Annotated in this window: 18 protein-coding genes; 15 read left to right on the forward strand and 3 right to left on the reverse strand. The window is 35.5% G+C overall.

Annotation, left to right across the window (positions count from 1 at the left end; all coding sequences use genetic code 11):
• The 3 genes from O5633_RS00865 (at nucleotide 1) to O5633_RS00875 (ending at nucleotide 4,572) form a co-directional block, all read left to right on the forward strand.
• Complete coding sequence (locus tag O5633_RS00865) at nucleotides 1-1,200, forward strand: adenylate cyclase (RefSeq protein ID WP_269610122.1); 1,200 nt, start codon at nucleotides 1-3, stop codon at nucleotides 1,198-1,200.
• Nucleotides 1,173-3,713 carry an ATP-dependent DNA helicase RecG gene (gene recG / locus O5633_RS00870; RefSeq protein ID WP_269610123.1) on the forward strand — a complete coding sequence of 847 codons (2,541 nt, stop codon included), beginning with the start codon at nucleotides 1,173-1,175 and terminating at the stop codon, nucleotides 3,711-3,713. Before O5633_RS00865 ends, recG begins: the two co-directional genes overlap by 28 nt.
• A gap of 103 nt (nucleotides 3,714-3,816) precedes the next feature.
• Nucleotides 3,817-4,572: a M15 family metallopeptidase gene (locus O5633_RS00875; protein ID WP_269611286.1), complete on the forward strand. Its 756-nt coding sequence runs from the start codon at nucleotides 3,817-3,819 to the stop codon at nucleotides 4,570-4,572.
• Here the strand turns inward: O5633_RS00875 and O5633_RS00880 are convergent.
• Entirely contained in the window at nucleotides 4,509-6,314 is a 1,806-nt protein-coding gene (locus O5633_RS00880; RefSeq protein WP_269611287.1) for an NADPH-dependent assimilatory sulfite reductase hemoprotein subunit, read from the reverse strand. The two genes, O5633_RS00875 and O5633_RS00880, sit on opposite strands and share 64 nt — an antisense overlap.
• Nucleotides 6,315-6,834: 520 nt before the next feature.
• Here O5633_RS00880 and glyS point away from each other — a divergent pair.
• The gene (glyS, locus tag O5633_RS00885) at nucleotides 6,835-9,000 is read left to right on the forward strand and encodes a glycine--tRNA ligase subunit beta (RefSeq protein ID WP_269610124.1); all 2,166 of its coding nucleotides are present in this window, start codon (nucleotides 6,835-6,837) and stop codon (nucleotides 8,998-9,000) included.
• A 20-nt stretch (nucleotides 9,001-9,020) separates the two neighbouring features.
• Here glyS and chlP read toward each other — a convergent pair whose 3' ends face one another.
• Nucleotides 9,021-10,355, reverse strand: coding sequence for a geranylgeranyl reductase (chlP, locus tag O5633_RS00890; RefSeq protein ID WP_269610126.1), 1,335 nt, complete (start codon nucleotides 10,353-10,355; stop codon nucleotides 9,021-9,023).
• Between the two features lie 137 nt (nucleotides 10,356-10,492).
• On the opposite strand from chlP, the gene O5633_RS00895 reads away from it, so the two are divergent.
• The 7 genes from O5633_RS00895 (at nucleotide 10,493) to ccsB (ending at nucleotide 18,189) form a co-directional block, all read left to right on the forward strand.
• Nucleotides 10,493-11,203: a M15 family metallopeptidase gene (locus O5633_RS00895; RefSeq protein WP_269610128.1), complete on the forward strand. Its 711-nt coding sequence runs from the start codon at nucleotides 10,493-10,495 to the stop codon at nucleotides 11,201-11,203.
• A gap of 130 nt (nucleotides 11,204-11,333) precedes the next feature.
• A complete protein-coding gene (gene typA / locus O5633_RS00900) occupies nucleotides 11,334-13,136 on the forward strand; it encodes a translational GTPase TypA (RefSeq protein WP_269610129.1) in 1,803 nt (600 codons plus the stop codon).
• Nucleotides 13,136-13,516: a DUF309 domain-containing protein gene (locus O5633_RS00905; RefSeq protein ID WP_269610131.1), complete on the forward strand. Its 381-nt coding sequence runs from the start codon at nucleotides 13,136-13,138 to the stop codon at nucleotides 13,514-13,516. The genes typA and O5633_RS00905 overlap by 1 nt, the downstream gene beginning before the upstream one ends.
• A gap of 133 nt (nucleotides 13,517-13,649) precedes the next feature.
• The gene (locus O5633_RS00910; RefSeq protein WP_269610132.1) at nucleotides 13,650-15,206 is read left to right on the forward strand and encodes a hypothetical protein; all 1,557 of its coding nucleotides are present in this window, start codon (nucleotides 13,650-13,652) and stop codon (nucleotides 15,204-15,206) included.
• A gap of 75 nt (nucleotides 15,207-15,281) precedes the next feature.
• A complete protein-coding gene (gene lptB, locus O5633_RS00915; protein ID WP_269610133.1) occupies nucleotides 15,282-16,007 on the forward strand; it encodes an LPS export ABC transporter ATP-binding protein in 726 nt (241 codons plus the stop codon).
• Between the two features lie 6 nt (nucleotides 16,008-16,013).
• Nucleotides 16,014-17,204, forward strand: coding sequence for an LptF/LptG family permease (locus O5633_RS00920; RefSeq protein ID WP_269610134.1), 1,191 nt, complete (start codon nucleotides 16,014-16,016; stop codon nucleotides 17,202-17,204).
• Between the two features lie 37 nt (nucleotides 17,205-17,241).
• On the forward strand, nucleotides 17,242-18,189 hold the full coding sequence (gene ccsB, locus O5633_RS00925; protein ID WP_269610135.1) for a c-type cytochrome biogenesis protein CcsB: 948 nt from the start codon (nucleotides 17,242-17,244) through the stop codon (nucleotides 18,187-18,189).
• A 17-nt stretch (nucleotides 18,190-18,206) separates the two neighbouring features.
• Here ccsB and rpe read toward each other — a convergent pair whose 3' ends face one another.
• Nucleotides 18,207-18,959, reverse strand: coding sequence for a ribulose-phosphate 3-epimerase (gene rpe / locus O5633_RS00930; protein WP_269610136.1), 753 nt, complete (start codon nucleotides 18,957-18,959; stop codon nucleotides 18,207-18,209).
• A gap of 199 nt (nucleotides 18,960-19,158) precedes the next feature.
• Here rpe and glpX point away from each other — a divergent pair, with 199 nt between their 5' ends.
• From glpX to gndA, 4 genes are all read left to right on the forward strand, one after another.
• A complete protein-coding gene (gene glpX, locus O5633_RS00935) occupies nucleotides 19,159-20,163 on the forward strand; it encodes a class II fructose-bisphosphatase (RefSeq protein WP_269610137.1) in 1,005 nt (334 codons plus the stop codon).
• A gap of 30 nt (nucleotides 20,164-20,193) precedes the next feature.
• Nucleotides 20,194-21,519, forward strand: a complete 1,326-nt coding sequence (locus O5633_RS00940; protein WP_269610138.1) for a glutamyl-tRNA reductase — start codon at nucleotides 20,194-20,196, stop codon at nucleotides 21,517-21,519.
• Nucleotides 21,520-21,623: 104 nt separating this feature from the next.
• Nucleotides 21,624-22,919, forward strand: coding sequence for a glucose-1-phosphate adenylyltransferase (locus O5633_RS00945; RefSeq protein WP_269610139.1), 1,296 nt, complete (start codon nucleotides 21,624-21,626; stop codon nucleotides 22,917-22,919).
• Nucleotides 22,920-23,080: 161 nt separating this feature from the next.
• Nucleotides 23,081-24,499 carry an NADP-dependent phosphogluconate dehydrogenase gene (gene gndA / locus O5633_RS00950; RefSeq protein WP_269610141.1) on the forward strand — a complete coding sequence of 473 codons (1,419 nt, stop codon included), beginning with the start codon at nucleotides 23,081-23,083 and terminating at the stop codon, nucleotides 24,497-24,499.
• Nucleotides 24,500-24,501 lie beyond the last annotated feature (2 nt).

Here is a 24,501-nt window from a genome sequence, read left to right on the forward strand (position 1 = left end):
TTGTCTGGAAATAAGCATTTATTTGATCCCGATTTTGACCCTTTAGATCAAATAAGTCTATTAAAAGAAAAATGTAAGAATATATCTCCTTATCTATATAGGGTTAATTCTTTTTATCTTGAGGAGCTAAGAAATTTTCTTCCTCAAACCATAAGAACTTCATTATTCTCTCTTATTACTGATAGGCTTGGAGATGATTTTGGCTTTTCAACAGTAAGATCAAGAAAAAAATTTCAGTTTATAATTGATAAGTTAGTTTCGGAAAATATCTCTCTTATAACAATTGAACATTTAAATGAATTGTCAAAGAAAATTGAGGAAGAAAATATTCGTAATTTCAATAATGCTAAAGATGAAATATCAAATAACCCTAATATGAAAGATAATTCGGGAAAATCCGAATCATTTAACGAACTTAATTCAATTGATATAAGCTTAATTCCGCCACTGGAGAACTTATCAATTACTGAAGGATGGAATGGAGAAATAAAAGCTCCATATTCAATAGATGATAAAGAATCTTATGTGAAAAGTGAAATATCAAATAGTGAGTATCTACTTGATAATACAAGTAAGGATTATCATTCATTAAAAGATGATGACAAGAATTCTGATACTTTTAATTTAAAAAGGAAAGATATTGAAATTTTACAGTCAATATTTGCTTTGACTGATGAATCTAATTCAAGTGACTCAGATTCAAAAATACAAGCTTCATCTAATGAGTCTAATCTTTATGAAGATGTGAAAAATAATCGATTTCTACCACAATCACCAATTGGCTTATATGAGTGGATGATTTCTATAGATACAGCTTTAGTTCGAAGATTGCGTGATCTTTCACATTCCATTAATACTGAACTTTTAAAATCAGGCTTGGTAAATACACTTGTCCCAATTAATATTTTAGATGCGGCTTTATCAGGCCAATTAATTTCTTCTAAATCTATATCTAATATTCTTACTTTTAAATTACCAACAAATAATCCATTAGGTTCTGGAGGATTAGATATCGATTGCTTGCTAATCACCCCCTCGGATATGGAATTTGATAATCCAAGACTTAGGAAAAATAGAATTAATATTAAACATTATCAAAATGTACTTTTGGGTATGATTAAACAACAACGTTATTGGCAAGGTCGTTCCTTAGCAGATGAGATTAATAAAGAATGGTGGAAGGATACAACAAAAATATAAGTAGTAATGATTTAAAAGCTATTCCTGATAGTAAATCGGGTGAACTAAAAACCTGGATTCGATCTTTACAACAAGCTTTAACAGTTGAAGTTGATCACGGGTTTACTAATATTCAAGGGAGAACAAGTAAATTCTCTTATTTTGTAAGTGGGTATTTATTAAGTATCCCTTCCATAGCTTTTAGTGAGAATGATCTTTCTAAATTAAAGAAATTAGCTTTGGATTATGAAAGATATTCAAATATGTCTATAGATGAGAGACGTAGAATAATAGCTAAGTCCAGACATGTTTTACATGATCTATACAAATATCAAGAAGCTGAAAAGAAAGTAGATTCAAAAAAATTAAAGATAAGAAGATCTCATGAGTCTATTTTATATAAGAAAAGTTCTTCGACAGATTCATTAAGTTTAGGGTGTTCGATTTCTGCTATTAGAGGTGTGGGCCCAAAGCAAGCTGAGAGATTATCTTCATTGGGTCTTATTTTAATTCGTGATCTCATAAATTATCTTCCTCGTGATTATGTTGATTACACTTCATTGAAAACTATTGATAAAAGCCATGCAGGTCAGAATGTAACTATTGTCGCAAAAATTAGACGATGTAGTTCATTTAAAAGTCCTAAGAATCCAAATCTTTCAATTCTTGAGTTGTTTATAAAAGATAAGACAGGAGGTATGAAAGTTACTAGATTTTTTGCAGGACGTCGTAATAGTAGTATTTCGTATGTAAAATCTCAGCAAAGTTTGTACGCTGTTGGCGCAACTGTTGCGGTAAGTGGGCTCGTTAAGGAAAGTAGATATGGTAAATCATTAAATGATCCTTTAATAGAAATTATCGATAGTCCTAATAATTATTTGAAATCTAGAACTATTGGTCAGATATTTCCTGTTTATTCTTTAACTGAAGGAATTACTTCTGATAAATTCAGAGATCTAGTCCAATCGATTCTTTATTTGACATCTGAAATAGAGGAGCCACTCCCTAAAGATACATTAAAAAGATTAGACCTACCTTCGAAGCAAGAAGCTTTTTTCCGTATTCATAATCCTGAGAATTCAATAACTTTAGCTAAAGCAAAAAGAAGAATTGTATTCGAAGAGTTTTTATTGTTGCAGCTTAGTCTTCTTTTAAGACGTGATTTACATAAGAAATCTAATTCTCCTAAATTAAGTATTGAGCTAAGTAGTAATAGCCTGGTTGGTAAGTTTTTAAATATTCTTCCTTTCTCCCTCACAGATGCTCAAAAAAGGGTTTTGAAGGAAATTGAATTAGACATAGTCAAAGCCGAACCAATGTCGCGACTATTACAAGGCGATGTTGGAAGTGGTAAAACAGTTGTCGCTATTTCAGCACTCCTCACTGCAGTTCAATCAGGATGGCAGGGTGCTTTTATGGCACCAACTGAAGTGCTTGCAACACAACACTATCAAACACTTAGCAAATGGATTCCTCAGCTTGAATTAAACGTAGATCTGTTAACTGGTTCTACTCCCAAGTCTCGTCGTAAAGAAATTCTTACTGATTTAGTAAATGGCTCTACAAAAATTCTTGTAGGAACTCATGCATTATTTGAAGATCCAGTTGTTTTTGAACGACTTGGTCTTGTAGTTGTAGATGAACAACATCGCTTTGGTGTTAAGCAAAGGAACAAACTTTTGAATAAAGGCTTACAACCTCATTTGCTAACGATGACTGCTACACCCATCCCTAGGACCCTCGCACTTACTCTTCATGGTGATCTTGATATTAGTCAATTAGATGAACTCCCTCCTGGTCGAACTCCCATCAATACCCAGCTGATATCACCTAAAGATAAAAAGTATGCATATGATTTAATAAGGAGTGAAATCAATAAAGGACATCAAATTTATGTTGTTCTACCTTTAATTGAAGAATCCGAAAAACTTGAACTCAGCTCAGCTATTGACGTACATCATCAATTGTCTACTGAAATCTTTTCAGATTTTACTGTTGAATTACTTCATGGAAAAATGAAAGGTATAGAAAAGCAAGAGGTCATTCGGAACTTTCTTAACAAAAAAAGTGACATACTAGTTTCTACTACGGTTATAGAAGTAGGTGTTGATGTTCCAAATGCCAGTGTAATGCTAATAGAAGATTCTGATCGTTTTGGACTTGCTCAATTGCATCAATTAAGGGGACGTGTTGGGAGGGGGGCCTCTAAGTCATATTGTCTGTTGAGTCATCAAAATAAAAACAAACTATCTCGACAAAGATTGGAAGTTTTGGTTAATTCCAATGACGGATTTGAAATTTCTGAAATTGACTTGCGTTTTCGTGGACCAGGACAAGTCTTAGGTACTAAACAATCGGGGTTGCCTGATTTCGCCCTGGCATCATTAGCTGACGATGCTGATGTTCTTGAACTTGCAAGGAATGAGGCTCGAAAAATTTTAGATTCTGACCCTGTTCTTTCAAATAACTCTATTCTTCGTTCGCTAATAAAACAACAGTGGGAGAAACTGAGAATTGGTAATAAATTAAACTAACTTTTTGAAAAGTCCTTACTATTGAACTCACTTGATTTTTGGGTAGACTTTAATAAATAATTTTTAAGCGATTAAAATTTTATACTTATACCTTCTACAAATGATAAAGTTGAGACCTTGGAATAATATCAAAATAGATGAATGTAATGAGCCTTTAATTTCTATTCCAAAATCCATATTTCGTTTAACACCTCATCCTTATATGTCGTTAGGTGCTCCATATTTAACTGGAGCAGATCCATGGGTTTTACGTAGAAGTGTTTTAAATAGATTGATTCGTGCGCAACAACATCTTTCTGAGATTAATCCACAAGTACAGTTGGCTTTGTTTGATGCTTGGAGACCTATATCTGTCCAAAAATTCATGTTTAATCACACTATCCAAGAAACTTGCAAGTCGAAGGGGATTGATATTAATAATCTTTCTGTTAATGAAGAGATTAATGATGTAATTGAGGAGGTTGGCCGTTTCTGGGCAAAACCATCTTCTGATCCTCTTACGCCGCCTCCCCACAGTACAGGTGCTGCTATTGATCTGACACTTGCTGATATGACTAATAAACCATTAGATCTAGGTGGAGAAATAGATTTTATCGGACCTGAATCTTGGCCTGACTTTTATAAGAAAGACTCTTTTAAGTTGCTTTTATCAAAGTATCAGGTTTTTCAGGATAGAAGATCTCTTTTGTTTTCAGTTATGGAACAGGCTGGTTTTGTTCAACACCCAAACGAATGGTGGCATTTTAGCTATGGAGATCAGTTATGGTCTTGGTTAACTAAGAAAGGTAATGCTATTTATGGAGCTGCACTTGAGGTAAGTAAAGACATTACACTTTTAGATCCAAGTTTAGTCACATGATCTCCAAGACTAGATGAATTTCCAGTATCTTTCCAGCTAAGGAATAAAGGCTCTAATGTCTTCTCTAATTCATTGATAGGCATTTTTTGTAGATATGGAGTTGCCAACCTTTTTAAATTAGTGCTACCACCAAGCCATAGTTGGTATTGATTTAGACCACTACCAACTAGCGCTAACTCTGCCATATACGGTCGAGCACAACCGTTTGGACAGCCTGTAACTCTTACCAATATAGATTTATTAATCTCTAGTTTTTTTAATTGAGTGTTTATTCGCTTCAAGAGCTCTGGTAAAAATCTTTCTGCCTCTGTCATCGCTAGTCCACATAACGGCAGAGCTGGACAAGCCATTGCATGTCTAGCTATTGGCTCGGGGCTTCCTGGATTATTAAAACCAATATTAATCAGAGCATTCTTTATACTGGCTTTTTGATAATTACCAATATTACACAAAAGTAAATCTTGGTTGGGAGTTAAACGCACATCCAAAGCGAATTTTTCAACTATATTTCTAAGCTCTTTCTTCACCTCTCCATTAAGCCTGCCTGATAATAGTGGTAGTCCAACAAACCATAGTTTCTCAGATTGTTGATGCCAGCCTAAATAGTCTTCAAGTATTGTATTCCCTTCGTTCCTTAAGGTGCCAATCTTTTTCGTAAAATATTTCGTTGTTAACTGTTTCTTAAACCAATCGACACCCATGTCATGCAAAACATATTTAAGTCTTGAGTGTCTTCGAGTTTTTCTATCTCCATAATCTCTTTGAAGAGCGAGAATAGATTGTACAAGCTCTAATATGTATTTTCCTTCTACAAAACCGATGGGATCTGCTGTCCTCGCAAATGTCGTATCTAAGTTGTGTGTTCTACCCATACCTCCTCCTACATAGACATTACATCCAACTATAGCTCCTTTTGCATTAGTGAACGTCACTAGACCTATGTCATGAGTTAGAATATCCACAGAGTTATCTCCCGGCACTGTTGTTGCACATTTGAATTTTCTTGGTAAGTAGGTTGCACCATATAAAGGTTCATTTTTGTCACCACTAAAAACACCAGGATTTCGTTGAAGCTTTCTGTTCTTTTTGACTTCAGAGGTTGGCTTGATAGCATATTTCATCTCGCCATCAACCCATAAATCAATGTAGGTTTTCTCTGCTTTTTGGGGTGATAAAACATCGGCAATATCATTAGCTAATTTTCTAGCGGCAGGATAAGATCCTTTTTCGTAGGGGGCCGCTGGAGCCATTACATTTCTATTGACGTCTCCACAAGCCGCGAGGGTAGATCCCATTGATTTCACAATTGTTCCTATTACTTCTTTAATATTCTCTTTTTTGATTCCATGCATTTGGAAGCATTGACGAGTCGTCGCTCTAAGCGTTTTATTCCCTAGTCGGTCAGAGAGATCATCTAATGCCACAAATAGGGGACCAGGGACCAAACCAGCTGGATTTCTTAGCCTCAGCATCATTTGCCAATCTTTACCTGTGCCGCCTCTTTTTCTATGTTCTCGATCATCTTGTTGATAACTACCATGGAATTTTAAAAGTTGTACTGCGTCGTTTGTAAAGTGATCGCTGTCGTTTAATAATTCACTTTGTAGGGGTTCATTTAAGTAATTACTATCAGCTTTAAATTGTTCAAATTTCGATTTAGGAGAATTATTAGCTATGCAAGGCGATGGAATAGTCTTTTCTATTTCTTCAACATTTGGACTTCTATTTTCCTCGAAATTCATCAGAGCTTCTATAGCTGCATTACTAAATCCAGCATCTTTCAAGTCTTTTTCAATGTTTTTTGGAGATTCTTTTGAATTACTATTTTTAATAGCCTCTATTCTTATTCCCTTTGGTAAGGATTTGTTGATCTGTTTGGTCTCTTCTTCTCTGAGCTTTTCATCGAACTTTTGTTGAATAGCTATTTCTGCTGAGCTTATGTTTTCTTCTGCTTCTTCTTTAGTATTGCCTATTTTTTTTACTACATCACATGTTCCAAAAGCATCCCTTAATTTACCCCTCGGTACAGCAACCCTGAGGTAAAAACCCGATCTTCCTGGTATTTTTATGATCTTAGGCACTGGTACCTACACTGGTACCTACACTGTATCATTTTTCGTGTTGCTTAGTGCCTAATTGTTCAAATGAAACCATGAGTGAACAAATATCCATTCATTGAATATAAAATTTTTCCTAGGACACAGAATGTGGAAGTAATTCAAATTAAGATCTAATCTTATTTAAGAACATAAGGAAATCTTTTTGTCTACTTACCTTTTAGAAATCGGCACTGAGGAACTACCAGCTGATTTGGCTGAATCTGTTATTTCGCAGCTTGAGTTAAATGTAAATAACGACTTGAATTCTTCTCAAATAAAATTTAGTGAAATAAGAGTTACTACTACTCCTAGAAGAATTGCATTAACGATTGAAGGGATTGCTCCTTTTTCTGAAGATAATATTTTAGAACGAAAAGGTCCTCCTGTTTCTCAAGCTTTTCATGATGGAGAACCTACAAAAGCAGCAATTGGTTTTGCTAGAAGATATGACGTTCCTCCTGAAAAATTAGAGGTTCGAGAAACGCCAAAGGGTTCATTTGTTTTCGCTAAATTAATTGAGAAAGGCAAGCCCGTTGCGAGTTTGTTGGCTGACTATTTACCTGGATGGATCAGCAAAATTCAAGGAAGAAGGTTTATGAGATGGGGCAAAGGTGATTTTCGCTTTTCTAGACCTATCCGTTGGATTGTTTCTTTGATTGATTCAGAGGTTTTACCTTTTAGAATTTTAGGGTGCGATCCAGAAATTAAAATTGGTAATATCTCAAGACCACATAGGTTGCATGGCTCAACATTAGAGATAAAGAATGCGAAAACTTATTTTGATCAATTGGAGGAGGTCGGAGTAATAGTTGACAGAAATAGTCGCCTTTTAAATATCAATGATTTAGTTCTTAATCACGAAACAAATAAAAAAGTTAAGCCTGATCTGACGCAACCCCTTTTAAATGAGCTGACGGATTTAGTTGAGTCTCCTTTACTTGTGACTGGGAGTTTTGATGAATCTTTCCTAGATTTACCTCCAGAGGTGTTGTCCACAGTGATGAAGGTTCATCAAAGGTACATACCTTTATATAACAAATTAAATATTGAGTTTGATCCATTATCACTAGACTCAAGAAATATTTTACTTCCTAGTTTTTTGTGTATTAGTAATGGATTATCTTTGGCAAAAGAAAATATTATTTTAGGTAATGAAAAAGTATTAAAGGCAAGGTTTTCTGATGCATCATTTTTCATAAAGTCAGATCTATTAATTAATAGCTCTTCACGTATTAATAAATTAAAAGATGTAACTTTTGCTGAAGGATTAGGTTCTTTATATGAGCGAGTAAATAGGATAGAATGGCTTACTAAATTATTGACATCAAAACTTAAATTTGATAAAGAGGATATTGAGAAATCTGTGAGAGTTGCACATTTTTCCAAGCATGATTTAGTTAGCAATATGGTTGGCGAGTTTCCAGAATTACAAGGAACTATTGGATCTAAATACTTACTTCATGAGGGTGAATCCAGAGATGTATGCCTGGGTGTTTTGGAACATTACAAACCCAAAGGAACTTCTGACTCTCTCCCATCAAACGACCTTGGTAATGCGGTATCATTAGCTGAACGTTTTGAGTTGCTTTTCAGTATCTATGCTAAGGGAGAAAGACCTTCTGGCTCGTCTGATCCATATGCCCTGCGAAGAGCTGCTAATGGAATATTATTGATTTTATGGAATAAAGATTGGCAATTAAATATTAATGAAATACAAAATGATTCACTAAGTTTTTGGCAGCAACTTTTCCCTTCTCTCCCTTTTGAAATAAGTTGTCTTTCTAGTGAGTTAAAGGAATTCTTTCGTCAAAGAATTATTAGTTTATTAGAAGAGAAAAATATTGACTTTGATATTATTCAGGCAATTGCAGGAGATACAACTTCAACATCAAAATTATTGGATGATCCAACTGACGTTAATTTTCGATCTTCATTATTAATGGAAATGAGGAAAAATAATACACTTAATTTGTTGCAAGCTGTAGTAACTCGAGCCTCTAAGTTGGCAGCTAAAAGTTCTATCCCTAAAGACGTGATAGATCCTTCAGGTTTTGTAAATAAATCACTATTTGAGAAGGATTGTGAAATCGAAATGTTTAATGTTTTGGAGAAATTAAAACCTCTAGCTATAAATTGTGATCGTGTTAAATATAAATTATTAGCTGATGGTCTAGTCTCAAGTGCTGAAACTTTAGCCAACTTTTTTGATGGAGAAGGAAGTGTAATGGTTATGACTGATGATATTAATCTAAGAAATAACAGACTAAATCTACTGACAATCCTTAGAAATCAATCTTTGAAGATTGCCGATTTCAGCAAGCTTAGTTAATTAGTTAATTAATATTGGTATTATTTTTTACTGGTTTTTATACCACCTTTAATTGAACTTACGGCTAACATTTTATTAACTTCTTTATCATCTCTTACTGCGCTTGGTACTGGCTTGTATGTGCTTGGTGCTAGCGCCTTCCCTCTTAAAACAGAACCAATAGTTAATAGGGTAAGTTTTAATTGTTGAAGCGGCTTCATTGCAACCACAGTTTTATAGAGATAGCTATCGAATGTAAGTCTTTGAACATCCATGTCACCACACATCTCTACGAAAGCCTCTCTTGCTCCATCACTGGTATAGAAAATTCTTTGGAGAATATCTAAAACTGTATATGTAGTTCCATACTTTTTATCCCATTTTTTTAAATATTTTTTTAGATCATTCTCTGAGGGTATTGTTTTTCCATTTTGACTTGATTCGACAATTTGCTCAGCACACATTCTCCCGCTTTTGGCCGCAAAATAAATTCCTTCCCCTGAACTTTTGGTTACATAACCAGCAGCATCTCCGACTAGAGCCATTCTTCCAACAACTCTTCTTGGTCGGGGATGCTCAGGTATTGGATGAGCTTCTACTTTGATGACTTCACCATTTACGAGTCTCTTCTTTGCTCTCTCTCTAACACCAATCTGGAGGCTTTTTATTAAACTACCATTTTGTTTCATTGTTCCTGTTCCCGCTGCAACATGGTCGTATTTTGGAAAGACCCAACCATAGAAATCAGGTGATACATCTGTGCCTACATACATTTCGGCCCTGTCTTCGTAATACTTCATTTCCTCTTTAGGAAGTTTTATCCTTTCTTGAATTGCTACTGCGTAGTTGTAATCACCAGCATCCATTGCTTTTGCAACTCTGCTAGTTGCACCATCTGCCCCAACAATTAAATCAACCTCTAGTTGCTTGCCTTTCTCTTCGGATTGGTCGTTAAGGATTTCTGTGTAATGAAGTGTATATGGACCTTGCTTGTTAGTACCAGTTTCTATTTTTGACACCAATCCATTTACTAATGTTGCGCCAAGTTCTGCGGCACGATTTCTCATAAATGAATCCATTACTTCGCGCCTCAACATGCCTATATATTCTTTGTCGCTTCCTGGATAAATATCATCCAAAATAATATCTACTTCTCTATTGGATGGAGATATCATTTTCATATTCCTGACTTTCCTATCAATAATTGATTCAGGAAGATCAAATTCAGAAACCATACACAATGGAATAGCTCCTCCACAAGGTTTTGCATTATCAAGCTTTCTCTCGAAAATCCAAGTTTTAATTCCCGCTTTAGCCAAAATTTCTGCGGCGCATGATCCACTTGGACCACCACCAATAACAGCAACTCTTAACATCTTTGGATGAAAAATTTAGTTCTCTATATATAAAACTTACATCCTTCTCTGATAGAAAGTATAAAGATTGGAGATACTCGTTACTATCGAAACATCATTTTTGTGAATTTCAATTGTTTTGACCATAAGCAGATCGTATGAATTACCAAGATGACATCCCGCTGGCCAAAAGGATTAGAACCATCAAAACCCTTACCACTAAATCTTTTTTGCGTTTAGGACTTCTATTCGTTGGCCTTGGTATATCTTTAACGTTTTTAGCTGATAAATCATTATTACGCCAAACAGAATCTTTAGATGATTCGATTAACTCCACTGAGACAAATCAAAATAAAAGTTTGTTAGGCCATCTCCCTTACCCTGAGGCTTCAAAAAATGAGTTAATTCTTTTCTCTCCAGGTATTTATATTCATAAGGAAATTTATGAAAATTTTAAGGAAATGCAATTTATGGCGGCCCAAAGAGGGATTTCTTTACAACTATTAAGTGGTTATAGATCAATTGATTTGCAAAGAGATATTTTTTATGAAAATAAATCTATTAGAAATCAAACTGCTGTTGAGCGATCTATGGTTTCAGCTCCTCCAGGCTATTCTGAACACAGCACAGGATATGCAATCGATGTAGGTGATGGGAATTATCCCGAGACTCATTTTGAGGTTGAATTTGAACAAACGCCTGCTTTTAAATGGATGAAGAGGTTTGCTCCTAAATATCATTTCGTTCTTTCATTTCCACCCAATAACAAACAAGGAGTAACTTATGAGCCTTGGCATTGGAGATTTGAAGGGACTGTTAATGCTTTAAGGAAATTTGAAGCTGCCAATAAAGTTATAAAATTCAAATAAGTTTGACTTAATTTTTTTATTTCCATTTTTTTATTCGATATGTTAATTGGCATTTAAAACAGCTAAAGGAAGTCATGGTGAGATATTCTTTAAGTTTCTATTAACCAAAGAAATTTAATTTTTTTAAATTATGAGTTTTGATATACAGGCCATAAGGAATATCGCAATAATCGCTCACGTTGATCATGGTAAGACAACTTTGGTTGATGCACTTTTAAATCAATCCGGGACTTTTCGAGATAACGAGGAAGTTCCAACTTGTGCGATGGACTCAAATGATTTGGAACGTGAAAGAGGCATAACAATTCTTTCTAAAAACACAGCTGTTACATATAACGATACCCGTATAAACATTGTTGACACTCCAGGTCACGCTGATTTTGGAGGGGAAGTCGAGAGGGTTTTGGGTATGGTAGATGGCTGTCTTCTTGTTGTTGATGCCAACGAGGGACCAATGCCACAAACTCGATTCGTTCTAAAAAAAGCTTTAGAGCAGGGTTTAAGACCTATTGTCTTTGTGAATAAAATTGATCGTGCAAGAGTAGAACCTGAAACCGCGGTAGACAAAGTTTTAGATCTGTTTTTGGAACTAGGGGCTGATGATGATCAATGTGATTTTCCTTATTTATTTGGGAGTGGATTAGGTGGTTTTGCAAAGACTGATGTCAAAAGTGAAAGTGATAATATGAAACCTTTATTTGAAGCAATTATTAGGCAAGTTCCTCCTCCGGTAGGCGATCAGAATAAGCCTTTACAATTACAAGTCACCACTCTTGATTATTCAGATTTTTTAGGAACGATAATTATTGGAAGAGTACATAATGGAGTGATTAAAAATGGCCAAAGGACTTGTTTGATAAAGGAAGATGGAAGCTTGAAAAAAGGAAGGATTAATAAACTATTAGGATTTAAGGGATTAAAAAGAATCGAAATAGATGAAGCAAATGCTGGAGATATCGTTGCCTTGGCTGGATTTGAAGATGTTTCTATTGGAGAAACCGTCGCCTGTCCTGATGAACCGAAGCCTTTACCTCTAATAAAGGTAGATGAGCCAACATTGCAAATGACTTTTGTTGTAAATGATTCTCCATTTGCAGGAAAAGAGGGAAAGTTTGTAACTAGTCGGCAGTTGAAGGATCGTTTAAATAAAGAACTTCTTACGAATGTTGCATTAAGAGTCGAGGATACAGATTCTCCTGATCGTTTTTCTGTTAGCGGAAGAGGAGAGCTTCATCTAGGAATTCTTATAGAGACAATGCGAAGAGAGGGGTATGAATTTCAAGTTTCTCAACCACAAGTCATTTTTAGGACTATTGATGAAATCAAATGCGAGCCGGTTGAGACCCTAGTCCTTGATGTCCCTGAAGCTTCTATTGGCGCGTGTATTGAAAGCCTTGGGGTAAGAAAAGGTGAAATGCAAAATATGGAAACGGGAACTGATCATCGAACTCAGCTTGAATTTGTTATCCCATCAAGAGGCTTAATTGGATTTAGGGGTGAGTTTATTCGTGCAACAAGAGGTGAAGGGATTATGAGTCATTCGTTTTTTGAATACAGGCCATCAGTGGGAGATTTTGAACAAAGGAGAAATGGAGTCCTTATTTCATTTGAAGAGGGTGTGGCTACCTTCTATTCCTTAAAAAATGCTGAAGACCGAGGACAATTTTTTATTACTCCTGGAGCCAAAGTTTATAAAGGAATGATTATTGGAGAGAATAATCGACCACAAGATCTTGAATTAAATATTTGCAAGGCTAAACAACTTACCAACATGCGATCAGCTGGTGCAGATGAGTTAGATCAATTGCAATCCCCAATTGAAATGACATTAGAAAGAGCTCTTGAATACATTGGACCAGGGGAGATGTTGGAAGTTACTCCTGAATCTATAAGGCTTAGGAAAATTAATGCAAAGAAAAACTTGAAAAAATGATGACTCTTATAGATAAACAAGATGATTTATTTATTAATGATTCTCGTTTTGAACTAGGAATGAAATTATTTAATTCTTGTCAGTGGTACAAATCTCATGATGTTTTTGAAGAGATATGGCATGAGACTGGAGAGCCTGAAAGGCAGTTAATACAGGGCATATTGCAAGTGGCTGTTGCACAAGTTCATCTAGAAAATTGTAATTTAAATGGGGCGACGATACTTTACGGAGAAGCATTGGGTAGATTAAAAAGATTTCACTTAACTAATTTTGGATTAGATATTGAAGGACTTTCTAATTGCGTTTCAAGGAGATTGGAAATCCTACAAATTGGTAGGGACCTAGCTGGTTGCAGCTTGCCTGTTCTCAGTTTGCTTTGAAAACTTTGTTAAACCTTTTATAGTATTGCTGTTAAATAGAGATGATTTTATATTATTTTTCTTGTTATGCTGTTGCTTTGCTTCAATTTGGATTAATCCAAATTATATAGATCGACATTCTGCATAAATAAAAATGGAATTTAAGAGAATCAATCAAATACAATTACCAGATCAGCGTTTTTATCAGATATTTTTTCCTGTTTTATTTATAATTATAGGTTTATTTGGTGCATTTAATCATGCTCTTTGGAGAGACGAGATGCAAGGATGGCTGGTGGCTTGGCAAAGTGATAACTTAATAGATTTATGGAAAAATAACGCACCATCTGGACATCCTGTCCTCTGGTCATTGTTAATTTATTTCTCAAAGAATATTACTGGCACACCCATAAGTATGCAACTTATGCATTGGTTTTTAGGTAGTTCTGCGATTTTAATTTTTTGGAGATTTAGTCCATTTAGCGTAACTACTAAAGCCTTATTTACTTTTGGATATTTTCCTTTTTGGGAATATTTCTTTGTTTCTAGACATTATGTTATTTCAGAATTAATTATATTTATTTTTTGCTCTATTTATAATTTAAAAGAAAAAACCTACATACCATTTTCTTTATGTATTGGCCTTTTGGCTAATACACAAGCTTTGTCCTGGTCATTAGCATTCGCAATTGGAATGACTCTATTATTGGATTGGTTTTTTAACCCTAATCAAAGAAAAAATTATAAAAGAAATAAATATTGGATTCTTGATTTAACATCTAGTATCGCTATTTCCTCCACACTATTGTGTTTTGCAGCTTTTAGTCTTCTTCAAGTAAGAGATTCAGTTAAGTTACTTTCTTCTTTTATAGATATTCGTCACTTCTTTAGAGTTATAGGACAGATTTTTGGAGGATATATGCTTATTATTCCTGATTCAAGTAGATTTTTTGATTTAGTTTTATGTGCCTTAATTACTTTGATTTTGCTAGTCAGTACAATCACATTTATTAAATTTTATCGTCCAGCATTAACTTATTTCTTTAGCGGTCTTATATTTTTATTTCTTTTCAATTATTTTTTATTTTTGGGTGATGGTTCAAGACATTATGGATATTATTTTCTATTGATTATCTCTTCATTATGGTTATCACTATCTAATCAAAATCAACAACTTACGTTTTCTAATCAACAAAATTTATTCACTAAAGGTAATTTATTTCATTTCCCTAGATTACTTACCATTTGTTTAACTATACATTTCGTTGTTGGGATTCATATGGTCATTAATGATTTTCGGGTACCGTATTCTAGTGGGAAGGAAACTGCTCAATATATTAAGTCTAAAGGATGGGAGGACTTTCCAATATTTGCGACTAGAGATGTTGAAGTGGCGACAGTATCTGGATATCTAGATAGAGAATTCTACTTGCCTGAATTGGATGGATTTGGAAGTTATGCACAGTGGGCTAATCGGCTTATATTAGACAGAACTAAAACACTTGATGAAGTCCAAGTTTATTTAGATAAATTTCCTAAAGTAAATAAATTATTACTACTTTTAAGTAATCGATCATCTATTAAGAATTTGGAACCAGGTGAATCTCTTTACTTTGAAAAATTTAGACTAATTGCTGATTCAAAATTTGAGAACTCCTTTCATGATTCAGAGATGTTTTACTTATATTGGGTTGAGAGGATTGCTGATTAACCTTATATATAAGAGGTATAGTTTATTATCAGATAATTCTTATGCATAAGCTTCCCCCTTATAGGTTCTATTGAAATGACTCTAGTTATTGAGAGTTTGGACTTAACCATATCCAATAAAGCTATTGTAAAAAACGTTAATTTAAATGTTAAACCTGGTGAGGTTGTGGGTCTTTTGGGACCAAATGGTGCGGGTAAAACTAGTACTTTTAATATGATCGTGGGCTTGATCAAGCCAAACAAAGGCAATATCTACTTGGAGGGAAATAGCATAAAAAGTTTTTCGATGACAAAAAGAGTTCAATTAGGAATAGGATATTTACCTCAAGAACCAAGTGTCTTTAGAAATCTTACAGTTATTGAGAATTTGGATATTGCGCTTTCTCAAGCTAACTTATCAATTTCTTTATTTAGAAAAAAACGTGAAGAATTGATTGAGGAATTTAATTTGGTCTCCTTCCTTGATCGTTTTGGTTATCAACTTTCCGGTGGGGAAAGACGGAGATGTGAGGTAGCTAGAGCTTTAGCTGTGGGACGTTTAGGTCCTAAGTTTTTACTTTTAGACGAGCCTTTTGCAGGAGTTGACCCTATAGCTATTAATGATCTACAGAATTTAATTAGGAAACTAAAAAATAAGAATATAGGTATATTAATTACTGATCACAATGTAAGAGCAACATTAGCTATAACTGAACGCTCTTATATTCTTAATCAAGGTGAAATCCTCGCCAATGGATCTACAGATCAACTTACAAGAAATGAAGTTGTTAAAGAGAGTTATCTTGGTAATTCATTTGATTAATTAGTTATGTTTAATAACCTATTATTATTATTATCTAGTGTTCAAAAATTAGTAGAAAGGGTATGGAAAATAATTCCATTGTTAGATAGATGGATACTTTTTGAATTATTGCCACCTTTATTTTTTTCAATAGCTGCTTTTACTGTCGTTTCTCTTTCGGTAGGAGTTGTTTTTGATCTGATAAGGAAAATAGTTGAGATTGGACTTCCTTTTTCTATAGCTATTCAGATTCTATTGTTAAAGCTACCTAGTTTTATAGTTATTTCTTTCCCTATGGCAATGTTACTTTCGACTTTGTTGGCTTACGGAAGTCTTAATGATAATAGTGAAATTAAGGCATTAAAAAGTATTGGTATATCAATTTATAGAATTATTTTACCAGGATTAATTTTGTCAATATTTATGTCGTATATGACTTTCATTTTTAATAATAATATTGTTCCAAGTACAAATAAAAATGCTGAAATTATCTTAGCTAATTCTTTAGGTAAATCTTTTACAAATGAACAGGGAGAAGATATTATCTTTTCTAAGAAAGGAGAAATTTTAGATCCATATTCAAGCTATAAAAAAACAGGAGTTACACATCTTTTTTATGCTTGGAAATTTATTGATGGACAGATGTTGGATGTCACAGTAATTGATTTCTCAAGATTAGGTTTTACTCAAATGCTTAAGGCCAAAAAGGGAATTTGGAATAGTGAAAAAAAGAATTGGGAATTCTTTGAAGGAGATATTTTGACACTAAGTCCCGATGGAAGTAATACACGAACTAAATTCTTGAGCTTTTTATATCCATTAGGTACTGAGCTTACTAATATTGCACAATTGCCAAAAGATGCAAATGATATGAATCTTGGTGAAGCTAAAACGGCTATGGAATTATATCTAAGTAGCGGTAATATTAAAGAAGCAAGAAGAATGAAAGTAAGAATTCAAGAAAAATTTACTTTACCAATTGCTTGTTCGGTTTTTGCTTTGATTGGTTGTAGCTTTGGGGTAATGCAAAAAAAAGGAGGAGGTAGAAGTCAAAGTTTCGGATTAAGTATTATTTTAATACTCATCTATTACATTTTTAGTTTTAGTTTTAGCTCTCTTGGAGTCAAAGGCATAATAAATCCTTTTTTTGCTGCTTGGTCCCCTGTTTTTTTGTCTATGTTAGGAGGGAGTTTTTTGTTAAAACAGGCAAGCAAATGATCCTGTCTTTCTAAATAATCTCTTGTTCCTTTTATTAATGGATAATTTTCAGTTAAATAATTTTTCTTTTGACCCTGTTGTTTCTCTTGGGTTTGTAGCTTTTCTTTCCTTATTAATTGCATTACCTATTTCATTTTGGTCAGTTGCCAGTAGAAGTGATTCCTCTAAAGCTAGATTTTTAGTCGCAATATCCAATCTTTTTCTAACTAGTCAATTGATCCTGAGATGGTGGCAATCTGGACATTTCCCAATTAGTAATCTCTATGAGTCACTTTGCTTTTTGACTTGGGGTTGTACCTTGACTCAACTTTTTGTCGAAAGGGCATGGCGGTCTCCAATCGTTTCTGCTGTTGCGACTCCTATCTCATTGCTTTCAATAGGTTTTGCTAGCTTTTTTTTACCAGAGAATTTGCAATCTTCTACACCTTTAGTTCCAGCACTTCGTTCTAGTTGGTTGGTAATGCATGTAAGTGTAATTATGAGTTCTTACGCTGCATTACTAATAGGTTCAATTCTGTCTTTTGGTGTCTTTCTTGTTGATGGAAAAAAGCAATTCAATATCCGTAATAGCTCCCTTGGCTCTGGGTTGTTTAGGCAAAGTTCTGAGCTATATATTGAGGAAAGAGCTGAGAACTTAAATTCAATACAACCGGTGGAATTTACAAATGCTGAGCAACTTGATTCTTTAAGTTATAGATCAATAACTCTTGGATTTTTATTGCTTACAGTTGGTCTTATTAGCGGTGCTGTTTGGGCTAATGAAGCTTGGGGTAGTTGGTGGAGTTGGGACCCTAAAGAAACTTGGGCTTTAATATGTTGGTTGGTTTATGCTGTTTATTTGCATACTAGGCTAACAAGAGGATGGCAAGGTAAAAAGCCTGCATTAGTTGCTATAGCAGGCTTTTTTGTTATTATTGTTTGCTATATAGGGGTAAACCTTCTTGGGGTTGGCTTACACAGTTATGGTTGGTTCTTTGATGCTTAGTAGTTAATTAATATTTACTATTTCTCTACAATTATTCCATTCTGTGCGTCATTCGCAACTTTCCTTAGTGCATCACAACCTTCTTTAAGTGTTGGGTAAGCGAACATACCACTTCCTGCTATGAAACAGTTTGCCCCTGCAGCGCAACATTGAGATAATGACCAATCTGCTTTTATTCCTCCATCAACTTCTATATCTACGTTGTGTCCATTTTCTAAAATTATTTTTCTTAATTGAGTGATTTTGTTTAGCATCGTTGGAATATAAGCTTGCCCGCCAAATCCAGGATTGACTGTCATTACCAGTACGTGATCAACCATATCCAGAACATCCTTGACCATATCCATTGGAGTATGTGGATTAAGGGCTACGGAGGGAGACCCTCCTAGTTGGCGAATCTTGCCAAGAATTCGATGAAGGTGAACATTAGCTTCTGCATGAGCAATTACAACTCCTGGCTCTCCATTTGCACCCTTACTTGCTTCTACATATCCCTCAAGCATGGTTTCACAATTGTATTGACTAACCATTAACTGAGTTTCAAATGGAACTTTGCAATACTTTCGGCATGCGGAAATCATTTCTGGGCCGAATGTGAGATTTGGAACAAAGTTCCCATCCATCACATCAAATTGAATTCTGTCTACACCTGCTAATTCAAGGTCTTTTACACATTGTCCCATATTTGCCCAGTCTGCTGGCAATACTGAAGGGATTATTTGAACTGGACGGTGTTCAGAAAAAATTGCTGACGAGATGGATTGGATCATAGTTTTTGTCTTTTGGCAGAGATTCTATTAATTCATGGTCACAAGTTCTAGTGTGACCATGCACTGATACAGTCATTATTGCTTATCAACAGATAATAAGTTTTTTGTGAGTACTTTTTTCAGAGCATTTATCAATGCCCTCAATTACTTACAATATTATCTGCCTTAAGGCGTAAATTTCTTTACCTAGCTGCAAAAAGTGGATCGTACTCTCGTCCAAGAAATTCTTGAAGTGGTTGAGCAAGCTGCAATTGCTTCTGCTCAATTGACTGGTTTGGGTCAAAAAGATGAGGCTGATGCCGCTGCCGTAGAGGCAATGAGAAAAAGAATGGGAACGATTCAGATGCAAGGAAGGATCGTTATTGGTGAAGGAGAAAGAGATGAAGCTCCAATGCTTTATATAGGAGAAGAAGTGGGATCAGGAACAGGACCTGGAGTCGATTTTGCTGTAGATCCTTGTGAAGGTACGAATTTATGTGCTAACAGCCAGCGTGGCTCTATGGCTGTCTTAGCTGCATCTGATAGAGGTGGCTTGTTCAATGCTCCGGATTTTTATATGAATAAATTAGCTGCGCCACCAGCAGCTAAGGGCAAAGTTGATATCAGAAAAACCCCTAAAGAAAATATAAAAATCTTGAGTGATTGCCTTGGTATCGCAATAAGTGATTTAACTATTGTTGTTATGGATCGGGCTAGACACAAAAATTTAGTGTCTGAAATAAGATCCACTGGTGCCAGGATTCAGCCTATTTCAGATGGAGATGTTCAAGCTGCAATAGCATGTGGCTTTGAGGGGACTGGAACACATTGCTTGATGGGTATTGGTGCTGCTCCAGAGGGCGTTATCTCGGCCGCGGCAATGAGGGCACTTGGAGGCCATTTTCAGGGACAACTTGTATATGATCCTGCAATAGCTCAAACATCAGAATGGGCAGACTATACAAAAGAGGGAAATATTAAAAGATTGAATGAAATGGGCATTACTGATATTGACAAGATCTATGAAGCAAATGAACTTGCCTCCGGAGAAAATGTTGTTTTTGCTGGTGGTGGAATTACAGATGGATTACTTTTTGATGGAGTTAAATTTGAAAAAGATTGCATCAGAACTAGTAGTCTTGTGATTAGTACTCTTGATCAAACAGCAAGATTTACCAATACTGTTCACATCAAAGATGGTGCCAAAAGCATCTCTTTGAAGTGAGATTTAATTAAATGAAGTAAGGGGCAATTTATGCATATTGCTGTCGTCGGTCTTAGCCATCGCACGGCCCCAGTCGAAGTGCGTGAAAAGCTAAGTATCCCAGAAGAGATGTTAGAAAGATCCTTTAATAATTTAAAGAAAATTGATCAAATATTGGAAGTTTCAATATTAAGTACATGTAACAGACTTGAAATTTATAGCTTAGTTAAGGATCCGAAATTAGGAATAGAAGCAATTAGATCTTTCCTTCTTGAATTTTCCGGTCTTGAAGATAAAATATTATTCCCACATTTATTTAATTTCGTCCAAGAAAAAGCAGTTTCTCATGTGATGAGGGTTTCTGCTGGTTTGGATAGTTTGGTTTTGGGAGAGGGACAGATTCTTTCTCAAGTTAAGAAAATGGTGCGTCTTGGTCAAGACCATCAAAGTTTAGGTCCTATTTTAAATAGATTATTAACTCAGGCAGTTAGTACAGGTAAACGGGTAAGAAGCGAGACAAATCTTGGAACTGGAGCAGTTTCTATAAGCTCTGCCGCTGTAGAACTAGCACAATTAAAACTTGGTCAGGCTCACGGAATAGATCAATTGATGACTTTAGAAACTGAAAAGGTCGCTGTTGTTGGGGCTGGACGAATGAGTCGTTTGTTGCTTCAGCATCTTCAATCAAAAGGATGCTGTTCACTGACACTTTTAAATAGAACGATAAAAAGGGCTGAGGACCTTTCAGCAGCGTTCCCCGATATTAAAATTGACTGCCAATTAATTGATGAGCTTGATAGTTGTCTATCACTTAGTACTCTTGTATTTACAAGTACTGCTTCTAATGAGCCAATCATAGATGCAAAAAAATTAATAAATATTGAGAGAAAACCTCTTCTAAGACTTATTGATATTGGAGTGCCAAGAAATATTTCTTCTGATGCAAAATCAGTTGCTGGTATTGAATCTCATGATGTTGATGACCTTCAAGAAGTAGTTTCAAGAAATCAAGAAGCAAGACAAAAGCTCGCCTTAGAAGCGGAAGGTTTGATAGAGGAGGAGTGTCGTATTTTTCTAGAATGGTGGGATAGTTTAGCGGCTGTTCCAACTATTAATTGTCTTCGATCTGGTTTGGAGTCAATTAGAAAAGAAGAACTTCAGAAGGCATTAAGCAGAATGGGACCTGATTTCTCCGCTAGAGAAAGAAAAGTTGTAGAAGCATTAAGCAAAGGCATAATTAACAAAATACTTCATACTCCAGTAACAAAATTAAGGGCACCTCAATCAAGGAATGATCGCAGAGATGCTCTTGATGTGATTGAAAAACTTTTTAATCTAGATGTTTCTAGTTCTTTGAACAAGCCAAAAGACAGCTGAAATTATTATTTACTTTAGAAATTCTTACTACATATCACTTCTTTCTGGATAAAGAGCACTCTATCCAGTAGGTTTGCTCCGAATAGCCGATTAATAGTGCCTTCATGAAGAGAGTACTTGCCATAATTCTTGGCGGTGGAAAAGGATCACGCCTATATCCATTAACGAAAATGAGGGCAAAACCTGCTGTTCCATTAGCTGGAAAATATCGATTAATAGATATTCCCATAAGTAATTGCATAAATTCGGACATCAGTAAAATGTATGTTCTTACGCAATTCAATAGCGCTTCACTTAATAGGCATATTGCGCAAACTTATAATCTCAGCGGACCTTTTGGTCAGGGATTTGTTGAGGTTTTAGCCGCTCAGCAAACACCCGAAACACCATCATGGTTTGAGGGTACAGCTGATGCTGTAAGAAAATATCAATGGCTTTTTCAAGAGTGGGATGTTGATGAATATTTGATTCTCTCTGGAGATCAGCTTTATCGAATGGATTACAGCTTATTTGTTGAGCAGCATAGGAAAACGGGAGCTGATTTAACGGTTGCAGCTTTGCCAGTTGATACAGCTCAAGCTGAAGCGTTTGGATTGATGCGTACTGATGAATCAGGAAATATTAAAGAATTTCGTGAAAAACCAACCGGTGATTCATTGAAAGCAATGGCTGTTGATACTTCAAGGTTTGGATTGGAAGCAGATGAGGCAAAAGAAAAACCTTATTTGGCTTCTATGGGAATATATGTTTTTAGTCGTGCCACACTTTTTGACTTATTGAATAAATTTCCTTCTTATACAGATTTTGGAAAAGAAATTATTCCTGAGGCTTTAGGTAGAGGTGACAAACTAAAAAGTTATGTTTTTAATGATTATTGGGAAGATATTGGAACTATTGGTGCATTCTTTGAATCTAATTTAGCTTTAACTCAGCAACCGACCCCTCCGTTTAGTTTTTATGATGAAAAGTTTCCTATTTATACGCGGCCTAGATATTTGCCACCTTCAAAAATTGTAGATACACAAATAACTGATTCAATAGTTTCCGAGGGATCAATTCTTAAATCCTGTAGCATCCACCATTGTGTATTGGGAGTGAGGAGTCGGATTGAAAGTGACGTTGTACTTAATGAAACCCTAGTTATGGGATCTGATTTTTACGAGTCATATGAAGAGAGAATCGCGCTAAGAAATGGAGGAGGGATTCCCTTAGGTGTTGGTCAGGGAACAACTGTTAAAAGAGCAATTCTCGATAAGAATGCTCGAATAGGTGACAATGTAACTATAGTCAATAAAGACAATGTTGAGGAAGCTGATCGAGCAGATCAAGGTTTTTATATTCGTAATGGAATAGTCGTCATCGTCAAAAATGCCACAATTCCTGATGGAACAATTATTTGAATTTAATTTAATTTTCTAGAAATTTAATAAGCCTAGTTTTTTCGAGATTTTTATTATCAAATATTTATTAAAGAATCCTTCATCCCTGACATTGAGCTCTTTAATGCAGCGAAATGATTCCACAGTCGTCACACTAGCTCAAGTAGAAACTTATTAACTTAATGACCAAGGCACATTTTGGATTAGTCGGTCTTGGAGTAATGGGAGAGAACCTAGTTCTTAATGCAGAGCGTAATGGTTTTTCTAGTGTGGTCTATAACCGTACTTATCAAAAAACTGAAGATTTTCTTTTAGGTAGGGGGTTAAATAAATCAATTCAAGGAGCGAAGGATCTTCAAGAATTTGTTTCAAAGCTGGAACGTCCAAGAAGAGTACTAATGATGGTTAAGGCTGGAGCAGCTACTGATGCTGTTATTAATCAGATTTCACCTTTCCTCGAGGAAGGTGACTTGCTCATCGATGGTGGAAATGCCCAATTTATGGATACAGAAAGAAGAGTAAAAGAACTTGAGAGCAATAGTTTTGGATACATCGGGATGGGTGTATCAGGTGGGGCGAAGGGTGCATTGGAAGGACCTAGCATGATGCCTGGTGGCACAAAGACCTCTTACGACGCCATAGAGAGTTTGTTGAATAAAATGGCAGCGCAGGTTGAAGATGGACCTTGTGTGACTTATATCGGCCCAGGGGGGTCAGGACATTTTGTTAAGACCGTTCATAATGGAATTGAATATGGCATTGAGCAAATTTTGGCTGAGGCCTATGACTTGATGAGGAGAGTTTGTGGAATGAGTGGGGATGAGATGGCTTCTGTTATGGGCTATTGGAATAAAACTGAAGAACTTTCCTCCTATCTTGTTGAAATTACTGAGGCATGTTTACGAGTTAAGGATCCTGATGATAGTTCCGATCTTGTCGAAAAGATAATGGATAAGGCGGGTCAAAAAGGTACTGGCTTGTGGACAGTTGTCAGCGCACTTGAACTTGGAGCTTCTGTCCCAACTATCTATGCATCTTTGAATGGAAGGGTTATGAGTTCGATGAAAGACCAAAGAAATTATGCAGAAACAATTTTGAACGGTAATAAGCCTTCGTTTGTTGATTTTGGAAAAGCTTCTGATGGAATGCCCTTGCTTATGGATGCAGTTGTATTGGCTACAATAGCTAGCTATGCCCAAGGTATGGATATTTTGCGACTTGCTTCTGATGAATATAATTACGATCTTGACATGCCCTCCATAGCTCAGATATGGAAAGGTGGTTGTATAATAAGGTCTACTCTTTTGAGTCGTATACAGGATGCATTTAAGAAAGATCCGAAGTTAAGCAATCTTATTCTAGATACTTGGTTTACTGAACAGGTGAATAATCGTCTTTCTGGTCTGACTCAGGTTGTTTCTGCGGCTGCTAATGCTGGAATTCCAGTTCCGTGTTTAAGTAGCACTCTTGATTATTTAAATAGCCTTAGAACCTCTAGACTTCCCCAAAACTTGGTTCAGGCAATGAGAGATTGTTTTGGTTCTCATACTTATGAGCGCGTAGACAAAGCTGGATCATTTCACACTGAATGGATTGATTGATA

Source organism: Prochlorococcus marinus str. MIT 1013 (assembly GCF_027359395.1).
Classification (GTDB): Bacteria; Cyanobacteriota; Cyanobacteriia; order PCC-6307; family Cyanobiaceae; genus Prochlorococcus_B; species Prochlorococcus_B marinus_E.

Bases quoted from the DNA above. Each gene is read 5' to 3' on its own strand.
- rpe (WP_269610136.1), bottom strand. From the start codon at position 18,959: ATGATCCAATCCATCTCGTCAGCAATTTTTTCTGAACACCGTCCAGTT.
- O5633_RS00940 (WP_269610138.1), top strand. From the start codon at position 20,194: ATGCATATTGCTGTCGTCGGTCTTAGCCATCGCACGGCCCCAGTCGAA.
- typA (WP_269610129.1), top strand. From the start codon at position 11,334: ATGAGTTTTGATATACAGGCCATAAGGAATATCGCAATAATCGCTCAC.
- O5633_RS00920 (WP_269610134.1), top strand. From the start codon at position 16,014: ATGTTTAATAACCTATTATTATTATTATCTAGTGTTCAAAAATTAGTA.
- O5633_RS00905 (WP_269610131.1), top strand. From the start codon at position 13,136: ATGACTCTTATAGATAAACAAGATGATTTATTTATTAATGATTCTCGT.
- chlP (WP_269610126.1), bottom strand. From the start codon at position 10,355: ATGTTAAGAGTTGCTGTTATTGGTGGTGGTCCAAGTGGATCATGCGCC.
- lptB (WP_269610133.1), top strand. From the start codon at position 15,282: ATGACTCTAGTTATTGAGAGTTTGGACTTAACCATATCCAATAAAGCT.
- ccsB (WP_269610135.1), top strand. From the start codon at position 17,242: ATGGATAATTTTCAGTTAAATAATTTTTCTTTTGACCCTGTTGTTTCT.
- gndA (WP_269610141.1), top strand. From the start codon at position 23,081: ATGACCAAGGCACATTTTGGATTAGTCGGTCTTGGAGTAATGGGAGAG.
- O5633_RS00880 (WP_269611287.1), bottom strand. From the start codon at position 6,314: ATGAATTTCGAGGAAAATAGAAGTCCAAATGTTGAAGAAATAGAAAAG.
- O5633_RS00945 (WP_269610139.1), top strand. From the start codon at position 21,624: ATGAAGAGAGTACTTGCCATAATTCTTGGCGGTGGAAAAGGATCACGC.
- O5633_RS00895 (WP_269610128.1), top strand. From the start codon at position 10,493: ATGAATTACCAAGATGACATCCCGCTGGCCAAAAGGATTAGAACCATC.
- recG (WP_269610123.1), top strand. From the start codon at position 1,173: ATGGTGGAAGGATACAACAAAAATATAAGTAGTAATGATTTAAAAGCT.
- O5633_RS00910 (WP_269610132.1), top strand. From the start codon at position 13,650: ATGGAATTTAAGAGAATCAATCAAATACAATTACCAGATCAGCGTTTT.